This is a genomic window from Belliella calami, from assembly GCF_022549695.1.
GTDB classification, from domain to species: domain Bacteria; phylum Bacteroidota; class Bacteroidia; order Cytophagales; family Cyclobacteriaceae; genus Belliella; species Belliella calami.
The window spans coordinates 389,399-407,521 of record NZ_JAKZGS010000002.1 but is presented as its reverse complement, the minus strand read 5'-3'; the positions used below and the strand labels follow the sequence as shown (position 1 = coordinate 407,521).

Annotated in this window: 19 protein-coding genes; 13 read left to right on the top strand and 6 right to left on the bottom strand. The window is 36.3% G+C overall.

What is annotated here, in order from left to right; translation table 11 throughout:
• The first annotated feature begins 9 nt into the window (after nucleotides 1-9).
• Together MM236_RS04010 and dinB are read left to right on the top strand one after the other, a co-directional pair.
• Nucleotides 10-1,275: a chorismate-binding protein gene (locus MM236_RS04010; protein ID WP_241273638.1), complete on the top strand. Its 1,266-nt coding sequence runs from the start codon at nucleotides 10-12 to the stop codon at nucleotides 1,273-1,275.
• Nucleotides 1,275-2,357, top strand: a complete 1,083-nt coding sequence (gene dinB / locus MM236_RS04005) for a DNA polymerase IV (protein WP_241273637.1) — start codon at nucleotides 1,275-1,277, stop codon at nucleotides 2,355-2,357. The genes MM236_RS04010 and dinB overlap by 1 nt, the downstream gene beginning before the upstream one ends.
• Before the next feature lie 571 nt (nucleotides 2,358-2,928).
• On the opposite strand, the gene MM236_RS04000 is transcribed toward dinB, so the two are convergent.
• The 5 genes from MM236_RS04000 to MM236_RS03980 form a co-directional block, all read right to left on the bottom strand.
• Nucleotides 2,929-3,249 carry an antibiotic biosynthesis monooxygenase family protein gene (locus MM236_RS04000; protein WP_241273636.1) on the bottom strand — a complete coding sequence of 107 codons (321 nt, stop codon included), beginning with the start codon at nucleotides 3,247-3,249 and terminating at the stop codon, nucleotides 2,929-2,931.
• Entirely contained in the window at nucleotides 3,246-4,430 is a 1,185-nt protein-coding gene (locus MM236_RS03995) for a C40 family peptidase (protein WP_241273635.1), read from the bottom strand. Before MM236_RS03995 ends, MM236_RS04000 begins: the two co-directional genes overlap by 4 nt.
• Nucleotides 4,431-4,511: 81 nt before the next feature.
• Nucleotides 4,512-5,813: an amidohydrolase family protein gene (locus MM236_RS03990; protein WP_241273634.1), complete on the bottom strand. Its 1,302-nt coding sequence runs from the start codon at nucleotides 5,811-5,813 to the stop codon at nucleotides 4,512-4,514.
• Nucleotides 5,814-5,848: 35 nt separating this feature from the next.
• Nucleotides 5,849-7,231: an amidohydrolase family protein gene (locus MM236_RS03985; RefSeq protein ID WP_241273633.1), complete on the bottom strand. Its 1,383-nt coding sequence runs from the start codon at nucleotides 7,229-7,231 to the stop codon at nucleotides 5,849-5,851.
• Between the two features lie 12 nt (nucleotides 7,232-7,243).
• Nucleotides 7,244-8,938 (bottom strand): amidohydrolase family protein, encoded by a 1,695-nt coding sequence (locus MM236_RS03980; RefSeq protein WP_241273632.1) that lies wholly within the window; start codon nucleotides 8,936-8,938, stop codon nucleotides 7,244-7,246.
• Nucleotides 8,939-9,176: 238 nt separating this feature from the next.
• Between MM236_RS03980 and MM236_RS03975 the strand changes: the two genes are divergently transcribed.
• The 11 genes from MM236_RS03975 to MM236_RS03925 all read left to right on the top strand — a co-directional run bounded on the left by MM236_RS03975 (nucleotide 9,177) and on the right by MM236_RS03925 (nucleotide 16,490).
• A complete protein-coding gene (locus MM236_RS03975) occupies nucleotides 9,177-9,548 on the top strand; it encodes a response regulator transcription factor (protein WP_241273783.1) in 372 nt (123 codons plus the stop codon).
• A 254-nt stretch (nucleotides 9,549-9,802) separates the two neighbouring features.
• The gene (locus MM236_RS03970) at nucleotides 9,803-10,654 is read left to right on the top strand and encodes a HEAT repeat domain-containing protein (RefSeq protein ID WP_241273631.1); all 852 of its coding nucleotides are present in this window, start codon (nucleotides 9,803-9,805) and stop codon (nucleotides 10,652-10,654) included.
• Entirely contained in the window at nucleotides 10,654-12,090 is a 1,437-nt protein-coding gene (locus MM236_RS03965; RefSeq protein WP_241273630.1) for a glycosyltransferase family 2 protein, read from the top strand. Before MM236_RS03970 ends, MM236_RS03965 begins: the two co-directional genes overlap by 1 nt.
• Nucleotides 12,090-13,355 (top strand): YaiO family outer membrane beta-barrel protein, encoded by a 1,266-nt coding sequence (locus MM236_RS03960; RefSeq protein WP_241273629.1) that lies wholly within the window; start codon nucleotides 12,090-12,092, stop codon nucleotides 13,353-13,355. The genes MM236_RS03965 and MM236_RS03960 overlap by 1 nt, the downstream gene beginning before the upstream one ends.
• A gap of 11 nt (nucleotides 13,356-13,366) precedes the next feature.
• The gene (locus MM236_RS03955) at nucleotides 13,367-13,741 is read left to right on the top strand and encodes a response regulator transcription factor (RefSeq protein ID WP_241273628.1); all 375 of its coding nucleotides are present in this window, start codon (nucleotides 13,367-13,369) and stop codon (nucleotides 13,739-13,741) included.
• A gap of 19 nt (nucleotides 13,742-13,760) precedes the next feature.
• Nucleotides 13,761-14,303, top strand: coding sequence for a class I SAM-dependent methyltransferase (locus MM236_RS03950; RefSeq protein ID WP_241273627.1), 543 nt, complete (start codon nucleotides 13,761-13,763; stop codon nucleotides 14,301-14,303).
• 5 nt (nucleotides 14,304-14,308) lie between these two features.
• Entirely contained in the window at nucleotides 14,309-14,551 is a 243-nt protein-coding gene (locus MM236_RS03945; RefSeq protein ID WP_241273626.1) for a hypothetical protein, read from the top strand.
• Between the two features lie 42 nt (nucleotides 14,552-14,593).
• Nucleotides 14,594-15,244, top strand: a complete 651-nt coding sequence (gene msrA / locus MM236_RS03940) for a peptide-methionine (S)-S-oxide reductase MsrA (protein ID WP_439648007.1) — start codon at nucleotides 14,594-14,596, stop codon at nucleotides 15,242-15,244.
• Nucleotides 15,245-15,323: 79 nt separating this feature from the next.
• Nucleotides 15,324-15,833 (top strand): DUF4920 domain-containing protein, encoded by a 510-nt coding sequence (locus MM236_RS03935; protein ID WP_241273625.1) that lies wholly within the window; start codon nucleotides 15,324-15,326, stop codon nucleotides 15,831-15,833.
• Complete coding sequence (locus tag MM236_RS03930; RefSeq protein ID WP_241273624.1) at nucleotides 15,826-16,251, top strand: hypothetical protein; 426 nt, start codon at nucleotides 15,826-15,828, stop codon at nucleotides 16,249-16,251. The genes MM236_RS03935 and MM236_RS03930 overlap by 8 nt, the downstream gene beginning before the upstream one ends.
• Nucleotides 16,252-16,253: 2 nt before the next feature.
• Entirely contained in the window at nucleotides 16,254-16,490 is a 237-nt protein-coding gene (locus tag MM236_RS03925) for a hypothetical protein (RefSeq protein ID WP_241273623.1), read from the top strand.
• Nucleotides 16,491-16,550: 60 nt separating this feature from the next.
• Here MM236_RS03925 and MM236_RS03920 read toward each other — a convergent pair whose 3' ends face one another.
• Nucleotides 16,551-17,915: a DUF6600 domain-containing protein gene (locus MM236_RS03920; RefSeq protein ID WP_241273622.1), complete on the bottom strand. Its 1,365-nt coding sequence runs from the start codon at nucleotides 17,913-17,915 to the stop codon at nucleotides 16,551-16,553.
• Between the last annotated feature and the right edge of the window lie 208 nt (nucleotides 17,916-18,123).

The following is an 18,123-nucleotide window of genomic DNA, read 5'->3' as shown; positions in this document are numbered from 1 at the left end:
TTTTGTACGATGATCAAAACATATAATTTTTCTCAAAATGATATATTAGTTTGGCTCAAAAAGCTTTTGTTTTGGGGAGATTCCTATTATCCAGTTTTTGCTTTTTTTGATGATAATAAGGTGGATTACCCCCAAAAAGCATTCAAAAAGTCTTTTTTTGCTTCTCAAAAATCCTTTGACATAGAAAAGGCTTTTGGTCTGTATAACACCCACGATCTTGTTGGGGTTTTGAGTTATGATTATAAGAATAAAGTAGAAAAGCTCAATAGCGAGAATGTTGCAATTATTGATTTACCGGAATCTGTGTTTTTCATTCCAGAATTGAAAATTTATTTTGACATTGACTCAATTCAGATAGAAGCAGAGAATCCAGATTATATTTTCGATTCAATAAATTCAATTGTGATCAATTTTGAAACAAACAGAAAAGTTGAGGTAATAGCGCAAACATCCAAGGAGGAATACACAGAATCTATCAAATCGATCCAAAATCATATAGTAGAAGGAGATATCTATGAAATGAATTACTGCATGGCTTTTTCTTTTGAGGCAGTAGAATGGAATCCGATCGTTGGTTTTTTCGATTTGATGAAAAAATCCCCAATGCCATTTTCCACTTTCTTCAAAGCGAAAGATAATTATTTGCTTTGTGCATCTCCAGAAAGGTTTTTGAAGAAAGAAAAGATGCAATTAATCGCGCAACCTATCAAAGGAACTATAAAAAGGGGAGTAGATTCAAAAGAGGATGAGATATTGAAAAGACAGCTATTCAGCAGTGATAAGGAGAGAGCAGAAAATTTGATGATCGTAGATCTGATGCGGAATGATCTTTCCAAGATTTCAAAAACTGGATCAGTGAAAGTCAACGAACTGTTTGGTGTCTATGCTTTTCCTAAAGTTTTTCAGATGATCTCTACTGTGAGTTCTGTTTCCCAAGAAAATGTAAGATTGAGAGAACTATTTCACGCTACATTTCCAATGGGCAGTATGACTGGTGCACCAAAGATAAAGTGCATGGAATTGATCGAGAAATATGAAAATTTCAAAAGGTCATGGTTTTCAGGCACGGTTGGATATGTGATGAAAAATGGAGATATGGATTTGAATGTGATTATCCGAAGTATTCTTTTCGACAAAAAATCCCAAAAGGGATATTTTGCTGTTGGGAGTGCCATTACTTTTGATGCAGATGCGTCGTATGAATATGAAGAGTGCCTTCTCAAAGCTTCCGCCATTATGGAAGTGCTTTCTTTCCAAGAAACGTCAAAAAACTAATGGAAAGTGGTAGGAAAATCATTCATGTGGATATGGATGCATTTTATGCGTCAGTGGAGCAGTTGGATAATCCTGAACTGAAGGGGAAGCCTGTAGCAGTAGGAGGCAATAGAGAAAGAGGGGTGGTTGCGGCAGCTTCTTATGAAGCTAGAAAATACGGTGTCCGCTCTGCAATGTCCGGAAAAATGGCTTCGTTAAAATGTCCAAACTTGGTTTTTGTAAGACCGAGATTTGAAAGGTACAAGGAGATTTCGAATCAGATTCGTGAGATATTTTTTGAATATACAGATTTGGTAGAGCCATTGTCTTTGGATGAAGCTTTTTTGGATGTTACAGAAAATAAAAAGGGAAATCCATCTGCCACTTTACTCGCAAAAGAAATCAGAGAGAAAATCAAGGAAAAGACAGGGTTGAATGCTTCTGCTGGAATTTCGTATAATAAATTTTTGGCAAAAACCGCTTCTGATATCAATAAGCCAAATGGTCAAGCGGTCATTTTACCCAAAGATGCTGAAGCTTTTTTAGAGAAAATGCCTATTGAAAAATTTTTTGGAATCGGAAAAGTGACTGCGGAGAAAATGAAGAGATTCGGTATTCATCAAGGGAAAGATTTGAAAGAGTATAGTCTGCAGTTTTTAACAAAGAAATTCGGAAAATCAGGCCTGCATTTTTACAACATAGTAAGAGGTATTCATATAAGTGAAGTACAGCCAAATAGAGAGCGAAAATCCATCAGTGCAGAAAATACTTTTGAGAAAGATTTGCCAACTCTAATTGAATGGGAGAAAGCATTGAAGAATATTTACGAAGAGTTGATTCGAAGAATAGAAAAAACTGGTATCAAGGGAAGAACTGTTACTTTGAAAATCAAATACAAAGATTTTACGATTCAGACCCGTAGTAAGAGTTTTGATCAATATCCTGATCATGAAAAAATTTGGGAAACTGTCATGGAGTTGTTGAATCAAGAAAGCTTGTCGGATGCTGTCCGGCTTTTCGGCATTGGAATTTCAAACCTCAATCTATTAGAGGAAAAAATTCACTTTGGAAAGCAACTGTGGTTTGATTTTGAAGATTATTGATTTTATGAAGCTAGAAGCTAGAGCCAAGATTCGAGACCCAAGACAAGTAAAGTGCATTAACCCCATTGGGCCTGCCTGGCGTCAGACAGGGTTAAACTTTAAATACTTGTCCGCCGTGGCGGAACCCCGGGTCGCAACCCGGGGATTAATGATGATACAGGAGACAACAACCCCGAAGTGGCCTGCATGGCGTCAGACAGGGTTGAACTTCTTTAATCAATAGAAAAAAGTGTCAACTATTTTCAGGACCTGACAACCTTTGATGCGCCATGGCTTATCGAAAGCTTTCATTATAAAGTGTCAAATAGATTCAGGGCTTGACTAGGAGAAAAAGGTCTCATGCATAGAACTCAAAGGAGCAGAGATTTACAAAGTTGGAATTTTAATGCAAGATTTTAGAAGTGTTAAGCTAGTAGGAAGAAAAGTATCTATAATCGTGACAAAGAAGGGTTTTAGGGTAAAAATACTCCTTGACTTTTTAGGCACTACGGCTAATATTTATGACAAAGACACAGAGAATTTGGGGTTAATAAGCCTTTTCTATCAATTATATACTTTTCAAAATGCTACTCTAAAAACAAAACTCGTAGTCTCTTTCGACTTTGCAGATTCTGGTTTTGAACTGTGAGTACCATTTTTCTACACCCATTTTCTGGGCGATCAAGTGTTCGGATTGCATTTTCCAAGCTTTTATGTCATCTATACTTTCCCAATAGCTTACTGTAATTCCCAAACAATCCCTCACGGATTCATGGCCTAAGTACCCTTTCTGTTTGATAACGAGAGTTTCCATCAATTCTGCCATCTCAATATAGCCTTCCTGATCATTTCTCAGAAGATTTGTGAATATGACTGCGTAATAAGGTGGTGGGGGAGTTGTTGCTATTTTCATGAGTTTTTGGGAATAGACTCAAAAAGGTCCTCGACATTCTTTATATTTTTACTTTCTTTTCCTACAACTCGTTTGGTTCTTAGGTAACGATTAAGCTCATATTCATCATAATCAGGACTTGAAGGATCAAAACTTCCGATTCGAACCCTTCCTCTAGAATGAATAAATGAATTATTTCCAATCCACATACCTACATGGACTATGCGTTCTTTTTTACCTTCACTCTCTTTTTCTCCAAAAAACAACAAATCTCCTACTTTGAGGTTTTCCCATTTTTTATCGGAATCTACTTCTTCTCCTTCATGAACTTGTTGTGAGGCATCTCTTGGGATGATTTCGCCATTGAGGAAATAGATCGTCTTGGTAAATCCACTACAATCTACACCTTTGATAGATGTGCCTCCCCAGAGGTATGGAACACCCATCATTGATTTTGCAGTTTGGATTAGGTTTTCTTCGCTTGTATTTCTAGAACCTATCCATTTGTCGAAAGACATCAAATGATTTTTTTTGACAAATCCAGACCTACCATCTGGTAGTACCACCTCCAAATGATTTTCTCCCTCTTTGGCTACCACCAAAATATTTCCTGCCACTAAATCACTCACGGTTTCTGATTCATTTTCTGTGGAAAAAACATGGCCGAAAAGTTCTATAAAGACAACTTTTTCACTTTTGTGCCAATCATTTATTTCTTGTTCTGACATCAATTGAATACCAGCAGCATCTACCCAAGATATATATCCATCAGGTGTTTGGACAAGGTACCAAGAACTTTGTTTTTTCAATACTTTCAATGGAGTGCCGAGTGTAGCCTGTGTTGCCAGTTCAGCCGAATGCTTTGCATCACTTCGGATGTTGGCTACTGATATCGTTACCACAGCATATTCCTTTCCTTCAAGATCAGCCTCAGGAAGTAGTTTTATTTGGTTTTCATACTGGACTCCAAGAGAGTCTATATGGGCAAGAAATGGTGTTAGTGCGTGGTCAAGGTTGGTTTCTCCACGGAGGGTTTTTCCATCCCATTGTATGTCCCACAATGCGACTCTTTTATCTGGAGCATAACCTTTTCGGAACGTTTCGATAGCCACTTCAATTGAATCTTCACTAGATGTATTACAAGAAGTTGAACATAGAAAAATCAGCAACCAAAAACTTAAGTTCACATTGAGTATTTTCATGACAATTATTTTTTTTACAAATGAAGAAAAAAAATGCGGGCTTGAAAATCAAGTCCGCATTTTTTAGATTGTTTTTTGAGTTTACTTCTCCAATCCTGGTGATCTTTCCAGAAATTCTTGGTATAGCTTGATATGTCTATTGCTCATTGGTACTCTGTATCCATCAATGAAAACATGGGATACTTGCGTTCTGGTTTCGAAGGGATCACCTGATGCCACAAACAAGGTGGCATCTTTTCCAGCTTCTATAGACCCTCTTCTATCAGCAATTCCAAATACTTCTGCGGCATTGATTGTGACTGCTTTCAAGGCTTCTTCTTTGCCCATTCCATATGCTGCTGCAAATCCAGCGTTGAAAGGAAGGTTCCTAGTGTTTTCGGTATCATTTGATCTAATTACTACTTTTACACCAGCTTTTGCCATTTTTCCAGGGTTGGTGTAAGCGGCATCATATCTATCTGATTGTCGTGTAGGAATTGACAAAACTGGACCTGTAATAACTGGAAGACCTGAAGCTGCGATTTTGTCCGCTACTCTCCATCCTTCAGCCACTCCTGTAAGGATGGCTTTTACACCTTTTTCCTTTATCCATTTGATGGCAACTTCTATATCCGATGCCGCATTTACTTCAACCAGAAGTGGAAGTTCTCCGGTCACAGCTTTTGATAACTGTTCCATTTCAGGATAAAACTGTAGATCTCCTCCAGCAGCTTTCAGTTCCTGGTATTTTACAGCTCTTCCCCAAATATCATTGAGGTCTTTTTCTGCTTTTTCAGCATCTTTTTTCACTTCCTCATCACTTCTTCTATCCCATGTGCTTCTTCGAGCAGAAGTTGGAAAATTTAAAATGATACCTTTGAAACCTGCAAACATTTGATCTGGTGTATATCCGTTCAAGTTAATCAACGCTGCTGTTCCGGGGAAGATACCTCCTGCTGGATTTGCCAATGTTGTGGTCACTCCACTTACTCTTGTTACTGGAATTGCTTCAGAATTTGGGTTGATAGCTACCAATGCTTGCATATTTGGTGTGACATTTCCGATTTCTGAAAAATCCTGTGTTTCAGGAACAGAATTGACTTCTACCAAACCCAATTTCCCACCACCATCAAAAAGTCCTGGATAAATAAACTGACCAGTACAATCGATAACTTCAGCATCACCAGCAGGAATATCATTTCCAACCGCTTCTATTTTTCCGTTGACTATCAGAACGCTTCCATTCGAAATATTTCCTTTTGTGACAGTGACTACAGTTGCGTTTTGTAGAAGAAACTTCCCGTTTCTTGGCTTGATGAATTCTCCATCGAATTGTTGTGCATGCGACAACAAGGGTAGGAGAGCCATTGCCATTATATATATTATTGCTTTATATTTCTTCATGATTTATTAGATTTTTGAAATATCCTTTGATCAAATTAGTGAGAATGTTCAAATAAATTTCTTCCGAAATTGGTAAAAAAGAAATCTACACCATGCATACAGCTATGGTCATGCTCTTTCAAGAATATTGGTTCGACCGTTTCCATAGCGCTTACACTGATTCTCATGTCATTTTGATCCTCTTCGATGTCAAAATATTTCACCCCATCTACAAATGTCATCTGAGGAATGGCATATACAGAAAGTGGGTGGTCATTGAATATAACCAAATCTCCTTGCTTGCCTTCTTCTATCGATCCTACTTTGTCAGCGATACCAAGTTGCTTAGCAGGATTGATTGTGATCAACTCCAATGCTTGCTGATCACTCAGCTGGCCATATCTCTGTGTTTTGGCAGCTTCGTGATACAAATGTCTGATCAATTCTCCTGAATCAGAGTTGATGGAAGTGATCACACCATTTTGGGTCAAAATAGCGGCATTGTAAGCAGTGGAATAATACACTTCAAACTTGTATGCCCACCAATCTGCAAAAACAGATGCTCCCATGGTATATTCTGCCAACTCCGGAGCTACTTTGAAACCTTCATTTACATGAGAAAATACGATGTTAGTAATCCCAAAATCCCTACAAGTGTTTATCAAGGCATAGATTTCGTCAGCTCTGTATGAATGACAATGGATGATTACTTTTCCATCAAGTATATCAACAAGCGTTTGTAGTCTTCCATCATATTTTGGAGGAATTGGAGTTGCACCTTTTTGCTTTGATTCATTTTGGTAGTTTTCCCAGCCTTTTTTGTATTGCAATGCTTCGTTGAAACCATTTCTGATGATCGCTTCTACACCCATCCTAGTCCTTGGTTGGATATTTTTACCTCTACCATGTACCCTTGTAGGGTTTTCTCCAAGAGCAAACTTAATTGTCCTCGGTGCTTCTTTCATATAAAGATCCTCTGGGTTGAATGTTCCATAGCGATGTTTTAAGGTGATATTTTGACCACCGATAGCATTTGCAGATCCATGCATTGCGTGAGAGATAGTGACACCTCCAGCAAGCGCTCTGTAGATCCCAATATCATATGGATCTACCACATCAGCCATCTGTACTTCAGATGTGATAGGAGCAGTAGCTTCATTGACTGCATCAAGTGCCACATGTGAGTGGGCGTCAATGATTCCTGGCATCACATATTTGCCCTTGGCATCTATAGTGGCAACATTATTTGCAGTAAGACCTTTTCCTATTTTTTTGATGATCCCATTTTCTACAAGGACATCTGTATCTTCCAAATCACCTTGAGTTATGGTAATTACAGTTGCATTTTTGATAAGCACAGAGCCCTTTTGGGTTTGACCCTTTGAAGGCATCCAAACCATTACCAAAAATGCGGCTATTATATAATTAAGCTTTTTCATTTTTATTCTGGTTTAAAGATTGGATTGATTTGGCTTTTTTGTTGCTGTCAAAGGAAAACTCCCAAACTCAGCAAGGGACATTTTTCCAATAAATTTGTCATCAGAAATATCACCTGAAACTGATACTTTGATCTCCATACCGCCAGCAGAAACATCAAAAGTAAAACTCATTGAATTTTCTTTTGTACTAATATTCTTCATTGGAGCTTCTGCTTTGCCATTTCCAGACGGATCATCATAGGTGATCGTCCCTTCATAGCTATCGCCAGATCCTTCTATAGTCATAGTTCCGCCGGAGCTCCCTGCAGGTGTATCTGAGATATATTCCCAAGTTCCAGCTACTCCATCGCTAGTTTTGCCATTTTTATCACCACCTGATGTTTTTTTGGCTTTTGTTTCATAATCAAAAACATAGCCATCGGCTATTACGTGCTTGATCTGAGCATCTTCAGAAAATAACGGAGCAGTAGTAATTACCAAATTGGCTAATTTGCCTTTTTCCAATGTTCCTGCGAATTTTTGGATTCCAAGATTCTCTGCAGAATTGATCGTCAAAGCTGCCAAAGCAGCATCTTCACTTAGACCATTTTCAATCATGATTTTGATGTTTTTCATCAAATCTCCTGATTTAGAACCGTTTGTTGTGAAACTGAATTTGATTCCTTCTTTCTCAAGAATCCCTGCTTGCTTTAGGGCTGTTTCATAAGCTTCTTTCACTCGGTTTGTACGACCTTGAGCTTCTTCATTCAAGTCACCAGACGTCTTTTTGGCTTTGTCTTCAGGCAAAGTCAAAGCCAACAATACTGTAGCATTTGCAGCTTTGATTTCTTGGATTACCTTTTCGGCTTCAGTTACACCTGATAGAACAAGTTTGAATCCAAGTTCCTTTTGTAGCCTTAATGCTCTTCTAATTTCAAGATCATTGGAAACTTCAAAAATAACAGGGATATTTTTGTTCAATACAGGATACATTGCTTCAAGAGTTTTATTTATCTCCGGTCTATTCAGTCCTGAATTTGAGGTAAAAAGGTTCATGTGTTTGGAGGATAGTTCAGCGTTTTTGTAAACATCCCTAAACTTTGCCATCACACCTAAAGGAGTACCTGGATACATTCCCCTAGACCCTCTGAATCTTGCACTTACAGCAGTGTTTTGAAGCAATACGTTTGTTGAGTTTGGACTTCCAAAAACTACAATCGCAGATTTTCCAGAAATCATACCACCATCTGGAATCATCTGAGCTACCGTAAAGCCAGCTTTTCTCCAATCGCTTAAGGCATTGCTGGTCATATCAAGTTGATCAAGAACATTCCTCCAAGGTGTAATACCCGCAATCTCATCTGAAGGATTGGAAGAATCGAAATTTGAAGGTCTTGCAGGCTCTTCTGGTTTTGTAATTCCAGCAGAACTGCCTCCGTCTATGAACCCAGGGTATATAAATAATGAATCTCCATTAATTATATCAGTTCCTGCAGGTATTGCGACATTTGTCCCTACTGCTGATATAAGACCATCTTTCAAAATGATGGTGGCTCCTTTGATAATTTTCCCGGGTGATGTCGTGATGGTGGCGTTTTGGATAGCATAATTCCCAGTTACCCTTTTGGTCCCACTGGGATCACTCTGAGCATGTAAGTTGGAACTTGCTAAGAAAAACATCAACATCAAAAAGCTACATTGTAACTTGATTTTTGTGTAGATTTTCATTCTATAGATTGATGATTGGTTGAATTATTAAATTGTAATCTAGCAAAAGATTCTTTTTTGAAAAATTTATATTTTTTGTTTGGGCATAAAAACGTTAAGAACGGCAATTTTGTGAAAGTGTATTTCAATTTAATACGTTTGTAAAATTGAAATTTAAAATTGCACTTTTTTCATGTTTATACATAACTTTTTTTATAAAAAACAATGTATCTTCGCATCAAGGATGCAAATCATGAAAATGAAAAACGTATTGATTATCGAAGATGATAAATTGATATCCAGTCTTGTTCAGTTTAGATTGAAAAAAGACGGATACAATGTAACCATGGCAAAAGATGGTATAGAGGGGATCAAAGCAATTGAAAGCGATGAGCCTGATTTGATAATCACTGATGTGGTCTTGCCTGTGGGAAATGGGATTGAAATGATCAACTATGCAAAAAAGTTCAGTCCAAAAGTACCCATTATAGTATTGAGTTCATTAGGTGAAGAGGAAGAGACGGTTTTAGAGGCATTTTCTTTGGGAGCATCTGATTTTATACCTAAGCCATTTAAGCCTAATGAATTGGCGTTTAGAGTAAAGAAATGGCTTGCTTTTTCCACTAACTGATTTTTTATAATTTACTTACCATGTTTTTGATATTAGTTAATTTGTCAATCTTTCAAATTGTCCTAGATATTGTTTTAATTATCCTTCTTACTATTTCAGTCTTACTGATTTGGTTTTTACTAAATCTTAAAAGGAAAAGACTTTTTCGTGAAGATCAAAAAAAGATTGCCCAGTATAGGATTTATGGTTTTTTTTCTTCTATAATTTTTGAAAATGATATTGAAGATAATAAGCTTACTCGGAAGGTTGAGAAATTGAAGAAGAAGATACCATTTGATCAGAATTGGTGTAAAGAGCTAATAGTGGAGAGTATAATTGATTTAGATAGGAATCTAAAAGGGGGACAAAAAAAGATTTTGATTCAGGCCTACTTGAAATTCGGACTATATTCTTATTTAAATGAATTACTATTGAATGGGGAATGGTATTACATTAGTAAAGTGTTGTATTATTGGAGAGAATTAGGATATACTCCAAGCGCTAAGATTATCTATCCATATGTCAAACATGAAAACCTTCACATTAGAAAGGCAGCCATGTTGGCTTATATTTCTATTTCTAATGAAGGACCATTGCAGATTTTGGAAGATTACGGAGATGAAATCAGTCCAATAGATGAAATGAAGCTATTGGATATACTTCAAAGGAAAAAAATTAAAATGCCAAATAAATTAGGGGCTTGGTTGAGTTTTGATAACTCCAGCCAATTGGGCTTCGTTTTGAAATTGGTAACACATTATAACGCTCTAGAATTTGCGGAAAAAGTGATAAACTTGTTAAATCACCCAGAGAGGCATGTCAGATTCAATGCACTGGATGTAATAGGGAAACTATTGCTAACAAAGGCAGAGTGTAAGTTAATAGAAATGTATCCTAATGAAGATGATGTTTCTAAGATTAAAATTATCAATATTTTGTCGCAAATTGGATCTAAAAATTCGCTAGACTTCCTTATTGGCTTGCTGGAAATGCCTAATCGATCGGAAATTCTGCTTGCAGTGATGTATAGTTTGAAAGAATTGGATTGCGAAATGTTTGAGAATTCATTTGATGACAACCCCAAATTGAAAGTAGCGAAATTACACGTACTAGATCAATATATTTAATGATTGAATATTTCAAGGCCTTCATGTTTTTTTACGAGTTGTTTATCTTATTCTATTCAGTAAGCTACTTGTCCCTTTATTTGCTTTTGGCGGTGCTTTCATTTTTGGCTATCAAGGATTACAATAATAACAAGTACTTCTTGAAAGATGATATAGTAGTGAAATCAAACCATATTGTGGGTGTGTCAATAGTTGCGCCTGCGTTCAATGAAGGATTGACAATAGTTCATAATGTGAGGTCATTGATGAACTTGAATTACCCAAAGTTCGAAGTAGTAATTGTAAATGATGGAAGTACCGATAATACCCTTCAGAAACTCATTGATGAGTTTGAGTTGGTTCCTGTGGATTTTTTTTATGAATCAAAGATAGAAACCAAACTTGTTAAGGGGCATTTTAAGTCCAAAAATCCGGTTTATTCACATCTTCTAGTGGTTGATAAAGAAAATGGGAAAAGCAAAGCGGATGCTTCAAATGCAGGGATCAATTCAGCAAAATATCCTTTGTTTTTATGTACAGATGTTGATTGCATCCTCAGGAGCGACACTATAATGAAGCTTGCAAAACCATTTATGGACATAGGTAAAAAAGTAATTGCCACAGGTGGAGTCTTACGTCCTTCCAACTCCTGCATTGTTCAAGATGGCTTTTTGGTAGACGTTAGCTTTCCTTCAAATTGGTGGGCAAGTTTTCAGGAATTGGAGTATATCAGAGCCTTTTTGTTTGGTCGGATGGCTTGGGGAAAGATTAATTCATTATTGCTTGTTTCTGGGGGCTTGGGGATGTTTGATAAAGAGATTGTAATAAAAGTCGGTGGATATTGGCACCAGTCATTGGGAGAAGACATGGATTTGATTACCAGGATGAGAAAATATATGCACGAAACTAAAGAGGACTTTAGGATTTTGTATATACCGGAGACATTATGCTGGACGGAAGTACCTTCCACCGTAGATGTTTTGCTCAGGCAACGAGTGAGATGGGCAAGAGGGCTTATTCAGACTTTGTCAATTCACAAGAAAATGTTTTTTAATCCAAAATATGGAAATACTGGTTTGTTGGCAATGCCTTACTTTTTCTTCTTTGAGTTTTTAGTGCCTATTTTGGAGGTTTTCGGTCTTGCAATCATTTTATTGAGTTTTGTGTTTTTGGATTTGGATATGGCTCTGTTTTTGAAATTGATGTTAGGAATATATCTGTTTTACTTTTCTATTACCATAGGCTCAGTTCTGCTTGATGAATGGTTTAATAAATATTACCGGTCAAGGCGAGATTTAGGTAAGTTGATTTTAAAAGCCTTAATAGAGCCGATCGTTTACCATCCATTTTGTATTTACGCTTCTATCAAAGGATATATTCATTATTTCCTAAAAAAAGAACAAAAATGGGGCAATATGCAAAGGACTGGATTTCAAACTTCAAATAAGAAAAGATAATGTTGAGAGCTTTATTTATTTCGATTTTTACACTTTTGTTTTCAATGCAGGTTGTTGGGCAGCAAGTGGATACTGATAGTTTACTAAAAGTAGCTTACAGGGAGTTTAATGAATCAAACAATTTGGAGAATGCCAAAAAGTTGTCTTGGAAAGCTCTTGAAATAGCTCCAGATTATTTGGATTATCATGTACTCCTTGGAAGGATTCATCAAAGATTGGAAGATTTAGATAGTGCCAGATACTATTTTGACTATGTTTTGGATAGAGATGATTCGTATCATGAAGTTTACTTTTACCTTATCCCGCTGATTATTAAGACAAAAGATTATGATAGTGCATCCAAAAGAATTGATGAAGCGAAAGTGATAGGGATTGATCAAGCTCCTTTGCTTATGTTTGAGCATGAAATTTTAGTAAAAAAGGGAAATCATAGAGATGAATATGATTTTCTAAAGGCCACATTGGAAGAATATCCTGAAATTTCTGAATTTAGACAAAGATTTAATAATCTGGAATCACGATTCAATTCGGACAGGATTGGTATAAATTATAGTTTGACTGGTTTCAGTAGGGAAGGAGTAGGTCCTTGGCATCTCACAGGCTTGCAATATATCAGAGAGCGAGAATGGGGGAGTTTGATAGGAAGGGTGAATTATGCAGATAGGCTTAGTGCAGGAGAATCGATTTCAAGTGGCTTTCAGTATGAAGTAGAATCATATTTTTTTACTGGAAAAACTTCCTATTCATATGCAGGGCTTGCATATAGCAATGATATTGTATTTCCCAATTTGAGATTTGGATATTCGTTTTTCAAAAATTTTCAAAAAGGTTGGGAAGGAGAAGTTGGCTTGAGATATACCGTTGTAAGTCCTCCAGAGGGAAATAGGGAGTTCCGCTCAGGGATCATAGGGGTTGGGAAATACTTGGGTTCTTATTGGTTAAATTTGAGAATGTTTATTCAGAATGAAGAAGATAGTTTTTATCCTGCTTTTACATTTACTTCTAGGTATTATTTAGGAGGAAGGTTTGATTATCTTAGTTTTATAGTAGGATATGGTACATCACCTGATGAAAGAACTACCCTAGGTCAGTTTGACAATAGAGTAGCTTTAGAATCTTACAGATTTGGGTTTGGATATTATAAAAGTATTTCAGAAAAATTTTTCATAGGAGTTCAATTAATGTATAATTATCAAGAATATAATCCTAGCTTTGCTCAAAATGAATATGAGGGTAGTTTAAACCTTCAATACAGGTTAAAGTAAGATTTAAAAAAATGATTGATCCATCCCAATTTGTATTGCTACTTATAGAAGATGATGAATTGATTTTGAGAATGACAGAGTATAGGCTTAAAAAAGAAGGTTTTAAGGTCTATAGTGCAAAAGATGGTGATAGTGGAATAAAAGCTGTAAGTCAATTTAAACCTGATTTACTTATAACTGACATTATGTTACCATTTAAGTCTGGGTTGGAAGTAACTTATTTAGCAAAGAAACTTTTTCCCAATATGCCTATTTTGATACTGTCTTCTTTGGGAGATGAGGAAAGTGCTGTTGATAAGGCATTTAAGTTGGGAGCAGATGATTTTATTTCGAAACCTTTTAATCCTTCAGAGCTTGTATTGAGAATTAAACGTTTTTTGATTTAGTCATATTACTAAAAATAGAATGTCAAGAATTAAGTTATTTAAAGAGCTATTTACTAATATTTCAACTACCGGAGCTGTTACTTTCAGTTCAAAACCATTAGTTGATAAAATGTTGTCATTCGCTGATTTCAAAGGTGCAAAAATACTTGTTGAATTGGGTGGAGGTGATGGAAGTATTACAAAAGGCATTGTCGAAAGAATGGATCCAGATGCCAAACTATTGGTTTTCGAAATTTCAAAAAGTTTTTGTGACAATCTTGAAATAATGTTTCCTCAAAAAAACATTGTAATTATTTGTGATTCAGCTGAGAATCTAGATAAATATCTTAATGGAGAAAAGGCGGATTTTATTCTTTCTTCTTTGCCATTTAGTCTAATACATAAAGATATAAGAGCTCAGATTTACCGCAAAAGCAAAGAATCTGTTGCTGAAAAAGGGAAATTCATTCAGATTTGTTATTCTTATTTGTTGAAATATCAATTTGCTGACTACTTTCCTACCATTAAGACGAGTTTCACACTTAAGAATTTTCCACCTGCATTTATAATGATTTGTAATTAATAGTTTTGAAGGAAATTGTAAACATATCAGTTCTTGAAATAGCTATTTTGGAAATGGGAAGGATGAAAAGGGGGGACGCATTCCAAGCTTTGGAAGTCTTAAAATGGATGTTTCCTCAAGATTGGATTCACTTTGTGAATGAATTGGAATTGGAAACTTTACGTTTGGTGAATGAAGGCAAAGTAAATGTTTTACCTATCGAAGGAGAATTCAAGATAGAAGAAATCAGAATTTTTACAGTATTCTAAACTTCATTCCTTCTTTTTTTGTTGAAAATCAAACAATATGTTATGAAGAAAAAATTTTTCCTCGTCATTCTAAGCGTCATTATGACGTACAATATTCAAGCTCAACAAAAAGTAAAGTCCATGAAAGAAATACCCAAAACAAAAACAAATATTCCAGATAATATGGAAGTAGCCACATTGGGGTCAGGATGCTTTTGGTGTATAGAAGCAATTTATCAAGACCTCGTGGGTGTGAAAGATGTAAAGTCAGGTTATAGTGGTGGTCATATTGACAATCCAACCTACAGACAGGTTACTTCCGGAACTACCGGCCATGCTGAAGTCATCCAATTTTTCTTTGATCCAAAAGTAATCTCTTTTGAAGAAATCCTGGAAGTTTTTTGGTCAACCCATGATCCAACCACATTGAATAGGCAAGGCGCTGATGTAGGTCCTCAATATAGGTCTGCAATATTTTATCACTCCGACAAACAGAGAGAAGTAGCTGAATTCTACAAGAGTAAATTGGATGGATCAGGTTCCTTTGATAGCAAAATTGTGACGGAAATCACGCCATTTAGCAATTTCTATGTTGCTGAGGATTATCATCAAAATTATTTCAATGACAATGGAATGCAACCATATTGTCAAATGGTTATTAGACCAAAAGTTGAGAAATTCAAAAAGGTCTTTGCTGATAAATTAAAAAAATGATGAATTTTGAAACGTTGATATTGAGGTAATTTCAAAATCTGTTTATTTTTACACTTAAAAAAATCTAATCCTTATGAATATGAAAAAAATTTTGATTCTCGCTCTTGCACTCGTTCCATTTATGTTTGCCTGTAATAAATCTGAAACTCAACAAGCAGGTATTGAAAATGTAGAAGAGACTGTTGTCAAAGTTCCTGGAAATTATGGAGCTGAAGTGGAAGAGATAGAAGTGTTGTCAATAGCTCAAATGTATAATGAATTGAAAGACTCGGGGGAATTTGAAGGGAAAGTAGTTGGACAAATCAAAGAAGTATGTTCTAAAAAAGGATGTTGGATGACTTTGGACTTGCCAAGTGGTGAGAGTATGAGGGTTACATTTAAGGATTATGGATTTTTTGTTCCTTTGACATCTCAAGGTTATCCTGTAATCATAGAAGGAATAGCAACTAAGACTGTAACCGATGTGGCTACATTGAGACACTATGCTGAAGATGCCGGCAAATCAAAAGAAGATATTGAAGAGATCACTGCACCTAAAGAAGAATATGCTTTCGAGGCAGTAGGTGTAATTATTAAGGAAAATGCATAGAACCCTTTTTTCACTTTTCTTATTGGCCATAGTTATTTCATGTTCTCAAAAAGAAAAAAAGAATGTCTCTGAAACTATAAAATACCCAAATCAAGATGCACCTTTGGCGCTATTGATGAGAGAGATGTTTGTTGACATGGAGGGAATAAAAGTCTCAGTGGAAGAAGGAAAATCAATAAAACTGTATCTAGAAAAGCATAAAGAGATATTGACGGCAAAGCCTACTGATGCCAATGTGAAATCAGAAACATTTCAATCTATGGGAATGGCTTATTTGGCAAGTCTAAAGGAGTTGGAAAATAGTAAGAAAGAAGAGTTGCTGGACAATTATCAACTTTTAGTAAATTCTTGCCTTGCTTGTCACAACAATTTTTGCCCAGGGCCAGTTAAAAGAATTAACTTATTGAAAATTGATTGAACATGGCAATTGCTTTAGACAACCTTAGGGTAGGAAGGGTTTATGAATTTCGAAACATGGGAGAAAATAGAAAATTGGAAGTTATTTCCCGTCTTTCTGGCTCCAATTTTAAAGTAAAGGATTTAGATACTACCGAGATATATACGATTGAAGAGCTTCTAAGGTGGGGTAAAGGTAAAGATTATGAATTAGACGAACTGATTGATCAGGGAAGAGGGGTAGTGCCAAAGAAGTTTTAGAAAAAACAGAAAGGGATGCCAAATGATTGGCATCCCTATTTATTTATAATTATCAATGATTTAGATATCTCCTCTACCACCACCTCTCGAAGAGGTTCCAGATGATGATCTATTGTTTGAACTAGATCTTGCAGGAGAAGCAGTAGATTGCCTAGCTGGAGCAGATCTTACAGTATTGGAGCTCCTTGTATTTGGAGCAGACTGCCTAACCTTTTCAGGACTACTAGATCTTGCAGGTGCTGTTCTTGTTTGCCTTGCTGGAGAAGAATTCACAGTTCCTGTATTCCTTGTATTTGGAGTAGATTGCCTAACATTTGTTGGCTGATTTGATCTATTTGTAGCAGGTGCTGTAGCTTCTCTTGAACTAGAAGTTCTACTATTTTGATTTACCCTAGGAGCACTTTGACTTTGCTGTGGAGCAGATCTCACTTCAGATTGTCTGTTCGAATTCTGAACTGAACTTTCTCTGGTATTCCTTGGTGCATCTTGTGTTCTACTTGAAGATGCAGCCCTTCTTTCCTGAGTGGTAGTTCTACTTTCTGAATTCACCCTAGAGTTAGCTTCTCTAGAAGTTGCACTTCTACTGTTGGTAGTTACAGCAGATCTATTTTGATTTGCCGAACGACTAGTTCTATATTCATCTGTTGTCAAAGTCCTTGAAGGTCTTGCTTGTGAATTTGCAGTTCTGGAATTGTCAATTTCTGGTCTGTATATACTTAATGTTCTGTTGTTTCCTACAGAAGACCTTCCAGGTCTTGGGCTGTTGTTTACTTGATATACAGGTACAGAAGTTCTAGTAACTCTTTCTACATCTCTTCTTGCAGGCCCAGATACATAAGTTCTGTTATTATAGACATAAGTGTTGTTTATAATAGTAGTCCTGTTATAGATACTTACTACGTTTCTAGAAGGGACATAGTAATTGTAGAATTGACGGTGTCTGAATCTTCTTTGCGGTACAAATCTCCAATGATTGCTATGAAATCCTATAGAGACGTTGATTCCGACACCAGGTCCAAGAGGTGCCCATCCATAATATCCACCACCTGTTCTCCAATTCACCCAAGCTGGTCCCCACTCATATCCAGGTACCCAAGCCCAACCATAGAAATCAGTCCAAAACCATCTTCCGTAATGGAATGGAGCCCATCCCCAATCATAATGAGAAACCCAAGTGTTTCCAAAATTTGTCATTTCCCAATAGCCATTCGTTCCATACGGATGGAAATTTCCACCGACATTTGGTATCCAAACATATCCATGATTTCTGTCATTTACCCAGTCGCCATATGGACTTAATTCATTGTAGAAAACTTGAAAACTAACCCCCATCGGAGAAGGAGCAGCTTCTACTTTATTATTTAGAGACAATCCGATGCCTAGCATCAAAATGAGTCCCAATCGGATTAGAGTTAGATTTTTCATAATTGTATTGGTTTAGTATTATAGTCTGTTTTACGTGCTTTTTTAAAAAATTGTTTTGATCAAAAGACTCATGAATTGCTAATATTTTGATAAAAACGTTTTAGCAAATCCTTAATCATTGGAAAAAATTTAAAAAAACATTATTAATTTTTATGAGTATCCGCAATGTTGCACGTAGGGTAAGAAGTACCTTTATAAGTTGCGGATA